The organism is Bacillus sp. SN1 (assembly GCF_002796895.1).
Taxonomy (GTDB): Bacteria; Bacillota; Bacilli; order Bacillales; family Bacillaceae; genus Bacillus; species Bacillus inaquosorum.
In genome coordinates this window covers 321,550-333,783 of the sequence record NZ_PHIE01000006.1, presented here as the reverse complement: position 1 = coordinate 333,783, position 12,234 = coordinate 321,550, and the positions used below count along the sequence as shown (strand labels likewise).

Here is a 12,234-nt window from a genome sequence, read left to right as displayed (position 1 = left end):
CCCGTCCGCCGCTAACATCAGGGAGCAAGCTCCCATCTGTCCGCTCGACTTGCATGTATTAGGCACGCCGCCAGCGTTCGTCCTGAGCCAGGATCAAACTCTCCGATAAATGGATCACAGGTTAAGTTCACCGCATTCTGCGGCGACACCTGTGTGACCTGCATCGTGCAGGCCCTAGTTTGACTGACTACGCACATCGCTGTGCGATTTATTTAAAAATGAATTAACAGGTACGTTTTGTCTTGTTTAGTTTTCAAAGATCATTCTGTTACTTACTTCTCAATGAAGCAGCTTTACCAATATAACATTTAGCTTCTTTTTTGTCAACAACTTTTTTTCGAATTGTTTGAAGCTTCTTGTTTTGTCTGCTGTTCATCAGCGACGTTTAATAATATAACACCTGTATTCATTTAAAGCAATAGTTTTTTTTAAAAAATCTATAAAACAAATAAACTATAATCTTCGTCATGGTATCTATCCCGTATTTATCATATAGCTATTTTAAAAGAACATCTATTCAGTAATGCAATCTTGTTGTTTTTTTCTTTTTCTTGTATAGTAGAAACGAACTAAATACTGATGACCACAAGGGGAGCATTAAAGCTGAGAGTGAGCGGTTTCGTTCTGACCCTTTGAACCTGTTAGTTAACGCTGGCGTAGGGATGTGGCAAAGTCAAATGAATTGCAGATTGTAAAGCAGTGCGTGGAACTTTTCTCATCCTTCCGCGTGCTGCTTTTTTGTTGTCCTTTTGGTTTGTCTATTGATGGAAGGGGATTTTATGAATCAATCTAAGCAACTGGTTCGTCTTATTGAAATTGCAATTATGACTGCGGCTGCTGTTATTTTAGACATCGTCTCGGGAATGTTTCTCCGTATGCCTCAAGGAGGCTCGGTCTCCATCATGATGATTCCGATCTTTTTGATTTCCTTTCGGTGGGGTGTCAAAGCTGGCCTTACTACCGGTCTGCTGACAGGTCTTGTTCAAATAGCGATCGGAAACTTATTCGCACAACACCCTGTCCAGCTATTGCTAGATTACCTTATCGCGTTTGCAGCTATCGGATTAAGCGGATTTTTCGCTTCTTCTGTCCGTAAAGCCGCTGTATCCAAAACAAAAGGGAAACTGATTGTTTCAGTGGTCAGCGCAGTTTTTATCGGCAGTTTCCTGCGCTATGCCGCACATGTCATTTCAGGGGCTGTGTTTTTCGGCAGCTTCGCTCCAAAAGGAACGCCTGTATGGATTTATTCTTTAACTTATAATGCTACCTATATGGTTCCTTCATTCATCATCTGTGCAATTGTCCTTTGTTTATTGTTTATGACAGCACCGCGTTTGCTCAAAACTGACAGAGCTTAACGAGAAACCCCCAGCGCAATCCGCTGGGGGTTGTTTTTTGCTATCTGTTAAGGACTGTTTTCAAAGCAGGAAGATCCGGCCAGCCAAACCCTACTTCTTTCAGCCTTTCTCCTGCAATTTCAAAGCTGTCCTCCGCTTCTCTTTCAGGGGAATAGGACTGATAAAATGTAATTGAGGGGTTCTTCTCCATCACCCAAACAAACATGCTCGAAAACCCATGATGAAGCAAAAACTCTGCTCCTTTTGCTAAGAGCGCTCTTCCTGCCCCTTGCCGCTGATGTTCTTCTAAAAGGTAAATAGCGTATAGCTCGCCGTCATAGCCTTTTTGTTCAGAGCTGATAGGTCCAAATGAAGCAAAGCCGAATATCGAGCCTTTTTCATCCTGAGCGACAAATACACCCTTTAACGAGCGGCTTTTCCATTTGTCTTCAAATTCCTTATAATTCAGACTGTTTAAGTAATCAGCCGGGACAATTCCGCGATATGTTGTCCTCCAGCTGTCCACATGCACCTTTGCAATGTCCTTTATATCTTCTACCTTTGCTTCTCGTAAGATTACCATCTGCTGCAATCCTTTCCGCAGTCATTATTCTGGTTTTTGGACCGTTTTTGCTTCTTTTATTTCATTTGTTAATTCGTTAATGCTTTGTTTTACGTTTCCTTTTCCTGAAAAGTTCTCAATCATTTCTTTTACGTCAATTCCCGACGATGCTTTCAAGCTTTCTTGCAGGCTTGACATTAAGTTTGTCGCATAGCTGGTTACTTTGTTGGCGCCGCTTGATTCACCGCTTCCACCTGTATCAACAACGGTGATTTTATCAATATTTGAAAGAGGTGCAGCAGCTTGTTTCGCGTATTCCGGAAGCATTTTTACGATCATGTCGAAGATCGCAGCCTGCCCGTACTGCTCGAAGGCAGCCGCAATTTTCTCTTTTGCTTCCGCTTCTGCCAGACCTTTTAGGCGGATAACCTCAGCTTCTGTTTCCCCTTTCGCTTTTTCAGCTTCTGCTTTTGCCAGTCCGTCAATTCTGACTTTTTCCGCCTCAGCCTTCGCCATTGCTTCTATACTGTACTTCTTGGCATCGGCTTCCGCGAGCTGTTTGGCTTTCTCGGCTGCTGCGGACTGCTCGACTGAATAACGGTCTGCATCGGCTTTTTTCTTTACCTCTGAGTCGTATTGGCGTTCACGGCGAAGAATTTCTTTTTCTTCCAGTTCTATTTGTTTTTGGCGTTCGATAATTTTAACCTGCATTTCCTGCTCTGTGACTTGCTGGCGCGCCCTGGCAGTCTCTAAATCATATGCCTGGTCGGCATTCGCTTTTGCCGTATCTTGTTCTCTGCGGTATTCAGCCATTTTGAGCTGATTGATTTTTTCAGCTTCAGCGATTTCTGTCGCCCGTTCAAGCTCTGATTTTTTTGCATCTTTGTCCGCTTCTGCCCGCTTAATCCGGGTTTCTTTATCAGCCTCTGCTGTTGCGATATCAGCATCACGCTTTACCTGGGCAATTCTCGGTTTCCCTAATGATTCAAGATAACCGTTTTTATCACGTACATCTTTAATGGTAAAGGAGACGATTACAAGCCCCATTTTCGCGAGGTCCTGTGAAGCGACACGCTGCACCTCTTGAGAAAATTTCTCCCTGTTTTTATAGATTTCTTCAACTGTCATTGAGCCGAGAATGGAACGAAGATGGCCTTCTAAAACCTCCCGCGCTTCCTGCTCACGGTCTTCTTTTGATTTCCCTAAAAATTGTTCGGCTGCTGTAGCGATTTCTCCTATAGAACCGCCGATTTTAATAATCGCAGTTCCATCGGCCATTACAGGCACTCCTTGTTCTGTATAGACTTCAGGTGTCGAAACATCCAGTTTGCTTGATAATAGGCTTAGCGGCTCTGCCTGCTGGAAGACGGGTAGAACAAAGGTTCCTCCGCCGCGGACGATTTTAATACGGTTGCCGCCTTCATCGACATGAACGTTTTTATTGCCGAGATAGCTCCCCGTTACGATTAACGCTTCATCAGGCCCTGCCGTACGATACTTTGTGATAAACACGGCTATTAGTGCAATTAATAAAAAGAATACAACTCCGATGACAATTATAATCGGCATTGTCATATCACATTCCTCCTTGTTTTATATAGGTTCATGCGGAGTAACCGAAAGAACTCCGTTGTTGACATCTACAACTAAAACCGTTGTTCCGTAACTGATCTGCTGATTCTCAAAGCTGACCGCTGACTTCGAGATGGTGCCGCCTATCCCTTCAATGACTACTTCACCAAACCCGTCAACAGGAACAGCTGTAATCACTTTACCGACTCTTCCTTTTAGATCAGCTTCTTTATAAGCCAAAGATTCTTCAGCGGATGATAATGGTATGAGTACAAAGATGTGAAGCAATGTCACCAGAATGATCGAAAGGATGCAAGATAAAAACGCGAGCAACATGCTGGACAGGGGCAATATGAGCTCGCCTATATATCCGCCTGCTGAAAAACATGTGAAAAATGCGAGCACCAATGTCGGATTAAGAAGCGGAATGCCTTCTGACAGCCCTGCAAATACATCTCCGAAAAATAGAAATAACAGCGTAAGACTGCCCGCAATAATAAGCGTATAAAGATAAATTGTTTGTATAGGAACGCCCAATAACTCCAAATGCCTCATCCTTTCCTCATCAATGCATTGATGAACGGCTGCCGTTACCATTTATACGAGACACAATGGAAAAGGTTTCAAAATTTTTAGATAAATACTCCCTGTTAAGTGCTTTATAAATGATAATTGCTTATATATATGGTAATGTCATTTTAGGAGGAGATATGATGAGTATCTTTAATGAAGCCAGATTAGAAACGTGGAACGAAGTGAAAGGACTTTCTGACGAAAAGCTGAATCAAAAGCCTTCTGCTGAAGAATGGAGCATACGTGAAGTTCTTGACCATTTGAAAAAAATCGATATGGCCGCACAAAAAATGCTGAAGGAACGGGTAAAGGAAGCTCCTGTTAAAGAAGTTGAAGAAAAACCGCTTGAGACTGCACAGGACAGAAACAATAAACGGAAAGCTCCGAGTCACCTTGAGCCTGAGCATGATTTTATTTCAGGCAGTCAAATGAAACGCGAGCTTGATGTAGTGAGAGAGCAGCTGACAGCTGCAATTGCCTCTCTGAAAGAAGAAGATTTTGAGAGAGTGCTTCCGCATCCTGTGTTTCAAGAGCTGACTGTCAGACAGTGGATCGATTTTATCGGCCACCATGAAAAACGGCACCTCAGCCAGATTAAAGAAATTAAAGAAAAGGTAGAAAGGGTCTGATTTGGTCAGACCCTTTCTGCTTTTCGTTTGACTTTCCGCTGATAGGAATGAACTTCTATTTCATCACCTGAATAAACAGCACCGGGTCTCTCAACAATGCAGACAATCCCTCTTATGCCCAGTGCGTGGCGGACGAAAGCAGGCGCCAGCTTCGGCTTGTCCGGATAATAAGATTGAATGACTTCGCCCGGCTGGATACACGGATCATTTTCTCCCTCACACAGCAAAGCGGCTCCGCTTGGGAAAATGAGCCGGCTTCCTTCTTTTAATGATGTGAAATCATGTATGCCGCTGACTGCCACATTCGCCCCAAGCCATTCCGGCAAAATGTTCGGCACTCCCATTTTTAAAGCAATTAGATCACATTCCTCTATTGATACAATAGAAATTTGTCTGCGGTTGAAAATTTCTGTCCCTTTTGAAAACATTGGTTCTCTGGCTCCCGCTTTTTTGGTCAGGCCAAAATGCAAGTCGCCCGGGATGCCGCCATAATCAAAATCAAGCTTTTCCATTTGCTTTGTTACGAAACTTTCTGTATCTGCGATATATAAGCCTTCCGTTTTTGCAGTCATACGCTTCCACATCAGCCGGTACCTTCCTTCTTCTCTAAAATTTCCATCTATGCTTCATTATCCAAAAAAAATCCCGCTCTGTAAATGAGCGGGACATCGATTATACTGTTTTAGGTGTAAGGTTAAAGCAGCGCTTGTAGATCCAATTGTATGCTTTTTCATTTAAATCTCTAGGATTTCCGAAGGTTTGCGGATCTTTCATTGCTTCTTTTGACAAGCGTTCGATCATATCGGGTGATACTCCCTGCTCTTCTAAAGTCGGTACTTCTAAATCTTCAACAAGGTCATACATCCAATTAACAGATGCTTTCGCAGCTTCTTCTGTTGTCATATTGCTTGTATCAATACCGAACGCTTTCGCAATACGTGCAAACTTCTCAGGATAGCCCTTCCAGTTGTACTCCATGACAGGACCCATCATCGCAGCCACACATTGACCGTGAGCGACTGGGATAATACCGCCAAGCGTTTGGCTCATCGCATGAGCCGCGCCCGCTGATTCACTGCCGTAAGAAAGACCTGCAAGCATCGCAGCCTGCGCCATTCCGTATCTTGCTTCCAGATCCTCTCCGTCAGCAAATGCTCTTCTAATGTAATGAGCGGCATATTCAATCGCCATCAAGGCAACTGCATCCGTAATTGGCTGCGCAAATTTCATAGTATAGCACTCAATGGCATGAGCAAGCGCATCAATTCCCGTCATGGCTGTTACATGCGGAGGCATTGAAATATGAAGCTCAGGATCAATGATGGTCAGGTGCGCTGCGATCAGCGGACCGCCCGTGTTGAATTTGAATTCTCTTTCTTCATCTGTGATAACCGCCCACTGGGTTACTTCTGATCCTGTTCCGGCCGTTGTCGGAATTGTCGTCAGCGGAGGAATGCGGTTTTCCAGCGGTTTTTTTCCATCTGCCGCTTCATAATCAAGCACGCTTCCTTCGTGAGTTGCTTCTACTCCGATTGCTTTCGCTGTATCCATGGAGCTTCCGCCTCCGACTGCCACTAAACCATTACAGTTCTCTTTTTTGTATAGCTCAGATCCTTCATTCACCAGACGGACAGGCGGGTTTGGCTCTACTTTATTAAAGAGCACCACTTCAATGCCTGCTTCTTTAAGTGATTCGATAACAGGATCAGCAACGCCGGCTTTATAAATCCCAGGGTCTGTGACAAGAAGTGCTTTTGAAACACCCAGCGCAGCTACTTCTTCACCCGTATGCTTGACGGCTCCGATTCCGTGCTTAATCACAGTCGGAATTTCAAATGTGTGGAATTTTTGCATGCTTTCTACTTTCATATTTAATGTCATCATCAATCTCCCCCTCTTATGAATTGAACCAATTAACCGCTGCCGGTTTTGTATTGCGATACACATGTTTGACTTCTGTGTATTCTTCAAGGCCTATTTTTCCAAGCTCGCGTCCGAACCCGGATTGCTTATAGCCGCCCCATGGCGCCTGCGCAAAATACGGATGGAAATCGTTAATCCAAACGGTTCCCATTCTCAAGCGGGCTGCTACGCGTTCACACTTTTCAATATCTTTTGACCATACCGCTCCGGCCAAGCCATAGATGGTATCATTTGCAAGCGCGATTACCTCTTCTTCCGAGCTGAAGGTTTCGACTGTCAATACAGGACCGAAAACCTCTTCCTGAACGATTCTCATGCCAGACTTGCAGTTAGAGAAAATAGTAGGTTCATAGAAAAACCCGTTTTGCAGCGCAGGATCTTCCGGGCGTTTGCCGCCTGTCTCCAGCTTTGCGCCTTCTTGTATTCCGATCTCTACATATTTTTCTACCTTTGCCCTGTGCTCTGCAGAAATAAGCGGGCCGCTTTCTGTCTCTGCGTGAAAACCGTTTCCAAGTTTTATGCGCTTTGCCCGTTTGACAAGCTCTGCTAAAAATTGATCGTGAATGGCATCTTCAACAAGCAAGCGGGAACCGGCAGAGCACACTTGGCCGGCGTGGAAAAAAACAGCGTTTAACGCCTGATCAACCGCAACCTCTAAATCTGCGTCCTTGAAAACGATATTGGGATTTTTCCCGCCCAATTCAAGCGCGATTTTTTTGACGTTTCCGCTTGCCGCCTGCATGATTTTTTTGCCTGTTTCGATTCCACCCGTAAACGAAATCAAATCGACGTCTTTGTTTGCGGCAAGCTCGTCGCCCACTGTGGCTCCCGGTCCAAGGACAAGATTCGCGACCCCTTTTGGAACACCGGCTTCTTCCATCAGCTTAAAGACTTTGATTGTGGTCAGCGGCGTGATCTCACTCGGCTTCATGACGATCGTATTTCCTGCAGCCAGTGCGGGCGCGATTTTCCAGCTTGCTTGGAGGAGCGGATAATTCCACGGAGTAATCTGGCCGCAAACCCCGATTGGCTCTCTGATGATTTTGCTTTCCGAATCAGGGATCGGAGATGAAATGATCTCTCCGCCATCTTTATCCGCCAATCCGGCGTAGTATTGAAAAACATTGGCGATATCGTCCATATCGGCCTTACTTTCTTCGAGAGTTTTTCCCGTATCAAGAGATTCAAGCTCAGCCAGCTCATCAAGATCGCGTCTGATTAATTCCGCAATTTTCAGAACAATATTCCCGCGTTCAAGTCCAGATAGAGATGGCCATTCTCCTTTGTCAAATGCTCTTCGCGCGGCTGCGATTGCCTTGATGGCGTCCTCTCGCCCTCCCTCGCTTACGGTTGCAATTTCTTCTTGATTAAATGGATTGATAATGCTTCGGATCTGCTCTTTTTCGGCACTGATCCATTCTCCGTCAATGTATAATGTTTGACTCATATAAGCCTCCTTGACGTAATAAAGTTTGTTAAATAAAAATTTAACGTTTTTAACAACCTTAATCTAACACATGGTTTTTAAACTGTCAAAGCCCCATCTTGATTTTTCATTTTGACTTTTCTTTATGTTTCGTTAAGATAAAGAACATAAAGAAATAACTTAACGAATTTAATTTTCTAAAGGAAAAGAGGGTCAGTATGGATGAAAATCCAGAGTTTGCAACTATAGAACAGGCACGGGATCTTGTTATCGACTCCATTGCTGAAACGATGGATCTTTACGGAATTACCCGCAGTGTCGGGATTTTATATGGGACGATGTATATGAGGGATGAGATGACGCTTGACGAAATGCGTGAGGAATTGCAAATGAGCAAGCCAAGCATGAGCACAGGCGTCAAAAAGCTTCAGGACTTAAATGTAGTGAAAAAAACATTTCACCGGGGCATCCGTAAGCATACATTTGTGGCTGAAAAAGATTTCTTTAAATTTTTCACTAATTTCTTTCCGCCAAAATGGGAGCGGGAAGTTCAAGTAAATGTAGCAGCGATTGAGGAAGCTCAGGCTGATTTACAAGAGGTTTTAAGCAAGGAAGGTCTCAGTGAGGACATAAAAAATGAAGCGCTCCAGTTATACGAGCAGCTGGAAAGCTCTAAAGCCTACTATGACTGGCTGAAACGTCTTGCTGAATCGGTGCAGAGCGGGGAAATTTTTAAGTTTATACCGATCGAAACAAAGTAAAACAGAAAAACGCCTGGGAAACCGGGCGTTTTTTTGTTCGTTTATATGTAATTACTACAAATTTGAAAAATACGGGAAAAACACCCCATTTACTTCCAAAATATTTGATGGTAATTTTATGTAGGTAAAATTTGTATTTGGCCATTCAGAGGAGGTGAAAAGCGGGCAGGCCAGTATATTTTATAACTTTTTAGGGGGAATTTTATTATGAAACGCAAATTATTATCTTCTTTGGCAATCAGTGCATTAAGTCTCGGCTTACTCGTTTCTGCACCTACGGCTTCTTTCGCGGCTGAATCTAAATCAACTTCCGCTCATACTGAGTCTACTATGAGAACACAGTCATCAGCTTCATTGTTTGCAACAATCACAGGAGCCAGCAAAACTGAATGGTCTTTCTCTGATATCGAATTGACGTATCGTCCAAACACGCTTCTAAGCCTTGGCGTTATGGAATTTACATTGCCAAGCGGATTTACTGCAAATACGAAAGACACGATGAACGGAAATGCTTTGCGTACAACACAGATCCTCAACAACGGGAAAACAGTAAGAATTCCTCTGGCACTTGATTTGTTAGGAGCTGGCGAATTCAAATTAAAACTGAATAACAAAACACTTCCTGCCGCTGGTACATATACTTTCCGTGCGGAGAATAAATCGTTGAGCATCGGAAATAAATTTTACGCAGAAGCCAGCATTGACGTGGCTAAGCGCAGCACTCCTCCGACTCAGCCATGCGGCTGCAACTAATCTAAAAGACCGGTTCACGCCGGTCTTTTTTGCGTTTTCACCTCCCCTTTTTTCTCTATTTCCAGTTATCTTTTTTCTTGTTTAAAATTTAAATTGACAAACACTAGAAACAGGAGTAAATTCTTGAGTGTTCAATTTCATACAAACTCTTTTACCGCTTAATCAAACACGAACGGGGGAACCAACGATTGGCTGTTTTATTAACAGCCTTGGGGTGAATCTTACTAAGTAAGAGGGGGTACTCTGAATCCCTAATCCGACAGCTAACCTCGTAGGCGTATACAGAGAGGAGGTCTATTTTCGGCCATTCTTTGCAATGGCCTTTTTTGCTTCAAAAACGTTAATTTACTAAGGGAGATATGAACATTGGGAAGAATTAAAAATAAGCAATTTGCCGTGATCGGGCTGGGCCGTTTTGGCGGCAGCATTTGCAAAGAGCTGCATAGAATGGGCCACGAGGTCCTTGCGATTGATATCAACGAAGAAAAGGTAAATGCATACGCTTCTTACGCAACTCATGCAGTGATTGCCAACGCCACCGAAGAGAACGAATTGCTTTCATTGGGAATACGTAATTTTGAATATGTGATTGTTGCCATCGGAGCGAATATTCAAGCGAGTACGCTGACTACCTTACTATTAAAGGAGTTTGACATCCCGAACATTTGGGTAAAGGCGCAAAACTATTATCATCATAAGGTGCTTGAAAAAATCGGCGCTGACCGCATTATTCATCCTGAAAAGGATATGGGCGTCAAAATCGCACAAAGCCTTTCTGATGAAAACGTTTTGAATTACATTGATTTATCTGATGATTACAGTATTGTCGAGCTGCTGGCAACACGCAAGCTTGATTCAAAATCGATTATTGATCTGAATGTAAGAGCGAAGTACGGCTGCACGATCCTGGCTATTAAACATCATGGAGATATTCGTCTTTCTCCCGCACCTGAAGACATCATTCACGAACAGGATTGCCTGGTGATCATGGGGCACAAAAAGGATATTAAACGTTTTGAAAACGAAGGGATGTAGACAAAGGTGACACTTCAAAAGGATAAAGTGATCAAATGGGTTCGGTTTACACCGCCTCAAGTGCTTGCAATCGGTTTTTTCCTTATCATTATCATCGGTTCTGGGCTGTTAATGCTTCCGATTTCTACAACGAAGCCATTGTCATGGATAGACGCCCTTTTTACTGCGGCTTCCGCTACAACCGTTACTGGGCTTGCAGTTGTCGACACCGGCACTCAATTTACACTTTTCGGGCAAACGGTCATCATGGGGCTGATTCAGATCGGCGGGCTTGGATTTATGACATTTGCCGTTTTGATCGTCATGATATTAGGAAAAAAAATCGGATTAAAAGAACGAATGCTTGTCCAGGAAGCCTTAAACCAGCCGACAATCGGCGGCGTCATAGGCCTTGTCAAAGTCCTGTTTCTGTTTTCGATTAGTATTGAATTGATAGCAGCACTCATTTTATCCATCCGGCTTGTGCCTCAGTATGGCTTGGCATCCGGCTTGTTTGCCAGCCTGTTTCACGCGATATCTGCTTTTAACAATGCCGGGTTTTCGTTGTGGCCGGATAATTTGATGAGCTACGTTGGCGATCCTACAGTAAACCTTGTGATCACTTTCTTATTTATTACAGGAGGGATCGGATTTACAGTTCTGTTTGACGTTATGAAAAATCGGCGCTTTAAAGCCTTTTCTTTACATACGAAGCTCATGCTGACAGGAACGCTGATTCTGAATGCGATTGCTATGCTTGTGATCTTTATTTTAGAGTACAGCAACCCTGGCACGCTTGGCCACCTGCATATAGGGGATAAACTGTGGGCTTCCTATTTTCAGGCAGTGACGCCGAGAACCGCAGGCTTCAATTCCCTCGATTTCGGAAGCATGAGAGAAGGAACAATTGTATTTACTTTATTATTGATGTTTATCGGAGCAGGAAGCGCCTCAACGGCGAGCGGCATTAAGCTGACTACGTTCATCGTGATTTTAACGTCTGTTATCGCTTATTTGCGAGGTAAAAAAGAAACGGTTATTTTCCGCCGTTCCATCAAATATCCGATTATCATTAAGGCTTTAGCTGTGAGCGTCACCAGTCTATTCATCGTGTTTTTAGGAATTTTCGCCCTGACGATCACAGAACAAGCGCCCTTTATTCAAATTGTATTTGAAACCTTTTCCGCATTCGGAACTGTCGGTCTATCAATGGGATTGACTCCTGAACTCACAGCAGCAGGAAAATGTATTATTATTGTCATCATGTTCATCGGAAGAATTGGTCCTTTGACGTTCGTCTTTTCATTCGCGAGAACAGAGAAATCAAATATTCGTTACCCTGACGGCGAGGTATTTACGGGATGATAACAAAAAATCCGGCGATTTAGGCGCCGGATTTTTTTATGATTCGATATGAGATTGATTTTGTCTTTTTTCCTGCTCCGCAATGATTTCGTTATCTTCTGCGTTATCACGGGTCACTTTTTGTGTAAGAATCGCACCGACCGCTACAAGTATCATAACAGCAATGTAGTAGCCTTTTTCATTGAGTTCCAGGTTATCAGCATTATAGAGTCCGACACTAAACAAAAATACTCCCGCAAAAAAAGTGAAATAAGCTAATACTGTAAAAGCAACCGTGTTTCTCCGTCTATATTTCTGCACCTTTGTTCCCTCCTGAAAG

Annotated in this window: 13 protein-coding genes, 1 rRNA gene and 2 riboswitches; of the genes, 6 read left to right on the top strand and 8 right to left on the bottom strand. The window is 43.5% G+C overall.

All coding sequences use genetic code 11. The annotated features are described in order from the left end of the window. Positions 1-109 (bottom strand): 16S ribosomal RNA (locus CVV77_RS19890); the annotation flags it as partial. A 469-nt stretch (positions 110-578) separates the two neighbouring features. After that, positions 579-680: riboswitch (TPP riboswitch) on the top strand. Between the two features lie 99 nt (positions 681-779). On the opposite strand from CVV77_RS19890, the gene thiT reads away from it, so the two are divergent. Further along, on the top strand, positions 780-1,358 hold the full coding sequence (gene thiT / locus CVV77_RS19885; RefSeq protein ID WP_100276307.1) for an energy-coupled thiamine transporter ThiT: 579 nt from the start codon (positions 780-782) through the stop codon (positions 1,356-1,358). A 40-nt stretch (positions 1,359-1,398) separates the two neighbouring features. On the opposite strand, the gene CVV77_RS19880 is transcribed toward thiT, so the two are convergent. Genes CVV77_RS19880 through CVV77_RS19870 form a run of 3 tightly spaced genes read right to left on the bottom strand, consistent with a single transcriptional unit; the run spans position 1,399 to position 4,017 of the window. Then, positions 1,399-1,920 (bottom strand): GNAT family N-acetyltransferase, encoded by a 522-nt coding sequence (locus CVV77_RS19880; protein WP_100276306.1) that lies wholly within the window; start codon positions 1,918-1,920, stop codon positions 1,399-1,401. 24 nt (positions 1,921-1,944) lie between these two features. Then, complete coding sequence (gene floT / locus CVV77_RS19875; RefSeq protein WP_003242269.1) at positions 1,945-3,474, bottom strand: flotillin lipid rafts scaffold protein FloT; 1,530 nt, start codon at positions 3,472-3,474, stop codon at positions 1,945-1,947. Positions 3,475-3,492: 18 nt separating this feature from the next. Then, positions 3,493-4,017 carry an NfeD family protein gene (locus tag CVV77_RS19870; RefSeq protein WP_100276305.1) on the bottom strand — a complete coding sequence of 175 codons (525 nt, stop codon included), beginning with the start codon at positions 4,015-4,017 and terminating at the stop codon, positions 3,493-3,495. A 167-nt stretch (positions 4,018-4,184) separates the two neighbouring features. Here CVV77_RS19870 and CVV77_RS19865 point away from each other — a divergent pair, with 167 nt between their 5' ends. Continuing rightward, positions 4,185-4,673, top strand: a complete 489-nt coding sequence (locus tag CVV77_RS19865) for a DinB family protein (protein WP_100276304.1) — start codon at positions 4,185-4,187, stop codon at positions 4,671-4,673. Positions 4,674-4,678: 5 nt separating this feature from the next. Here the strand turns inward: CVV77_RS19865 and CVV77_RS19860 are convergent, their stop codons facing one another. From CVV77_RS19860 to betB, 3 genes are all read right to left on the bottom strand, one after another. Next, positions 4,679-5,257 carry an MOSC domain-containing protein gene (locus CVV77_RS19860; protein WP_100276303.1) on the bottom strand — a complete coding sequence of 193 codons (579 nt, stop codon included), beginning with the start codon at positions 5,255-5,257 and terminating at the stop codon, positions 4,679-4,681. Positions 5,258-5,345: 88 nt separating this feature from the next. Next, entirely contained in the window at positions 5,346-6,554 is a 1,209-nt protein-coding gene (gbsB, locus tag CVV77_RS19855; RefSeq protein ID WP_032732389.1) for a choline dehydrogenase, read from the bottom strand. Between the two features lie 16 nt (positions 6,555-6,570). Then, positions 6,571-8,043, bottom strand: coding sequence for a betaine-aldehyde dehydrogenase (gene betB / locus CVV77_RS19850; RefSeq protein WP_100276302.1), 1,473 nt, complete (start codon positions 8,041-8,043; stop codon positions 6,571-6,573). Between the two features lie 197 nt (positions 8,044-8,240). On the opposite strand from betB, the gene gbsR reads away from it, so the two are divergent. The 4 genes from gbsR (at position 8,241) to ktrB (ending at position 11,915) form a co-directional block, all read left to right on the top strand. Then, positions 8,241-8,783, top strand: coding sequence for a transcriptional regulator GbsR (gene gbsR, locus CVV77_RS19845; protein ID WP_003242257.1), 543 nt, complete (start codon positions 8,241-8,243; stop codon positions 8,781-8,783). A gap of 207 nt (positions 8,784-8,990) precedes the next feature. Further along, positions 8,991-9,536: a biofilm surface layer hydrophobin BslA gene (gene bslA, locus CVV77_RS19840; protein ID WP_003242255.1), complete on the top strand. Its 546-nt coding sequence runs from the start codon at positions 8,991-8,993 to the stop codon at positions 9,534-9,536. 145 nt (positions 9,537-9,681) lie between these two features. Further along, positions 9,682-9,830: riboswitch (cyclic di-AMP (ydaO/yuaA leader) on the top strand. A gap of 72 nt (positions 9,831-9,902) precedes the next feature. Then, positions 9,903-10,571, top strand: coding sequence for a potassium uptake protein KtrA (ktrA, locus tag CVV77_RS19835; protein WP_003242252.1), 669 nt, complete (start codon positions 9,903-9,905; stop codon positions 10,569-10,571). A 6-nt stretch (positions 10,572-10,577) separates the two neighbouring features. Then, entirely contained in the window at positions 10,578-11,915 is a 1,338-nt protein-coding gene (gene ktrB, locus CVV77_RS19830) for a Ktr system potassium transporter KtrB (protein WP_100276301.1), read from the top strand. 36 nt (positions 11,916-11,951) lie between these two features. Here ktrB and CVV77_RS19825 read toward each other — a convergent pair whose 3' ends face one another. Then, entirely contained in the window at positions 11,952-12,215 is a 264-nt protein-coding gene (locus CVV77_RS19825; protein WP_003242249.1) for a YiaA/YiaB family inner membrane protein, read from the bottom strand. Positions 12,216-12,234: the final 19 nt, after the last annotated feature.

Coding starts and splice junctions, on each gene's coding strand:
- gbsB (WP_032732389.1), bottom strand. CDS start 6,554: ATGACATTAAATATGAAAGTAGAAAGCATGCAAAAATTCCACACATTT.
- CVV77_RS19860 (WP_100276303.1), bottom strand. CDS start 5,257: ATGTGGAAGCGTATGACTGCAAAAACGGAAGGCTTATATATCGCAGAT.
- CVV77_RS19865 (WP_100276304.1), top strand. CDS start 4,185: ATGAGTATCTTTAATGAAGCCAGATTAGAAACGTGGAACGAAGTGAAA.
- thiT (WP_100276307.1), top strand. CDS start 780: ATGAATCAATCTAAGCAACTGGTTCGTCTTATTGAAATTGCAATTATG.
- bslA (WP_003242255.1), top strand. CDS start 8,991: ATGAAACGCAAATTATTATCTTCTTTGGCAATCAGTGCATTAAGTCTC.
- gbsR (WP_003242257.1), top strand. CDS start 8,241: ATGGATGAAAATCCAGAGTTTGCAACTATAGAACAGGCACGGGATCTT.
- floT (WP_003242269.1), bottom strand. CDS start 3,474: ATGACAATGCCGATTATAATTGTCATCGGAGTTGTATTCTTTTTATTA.
- CVV77_RS19880 (WP_100276306.1), bottom strand. CDS start 1,920: ATGGTAATCTTACGAGAAGCAAAGGTAGAAGATATAAAGGACATTGCA.
- betB (WP_100276302.1), bottom strand. CDS start 8,043: ATGAGTCAAACATTATACATTGACGGAGAATGGATCAGTGCCGAAAAA.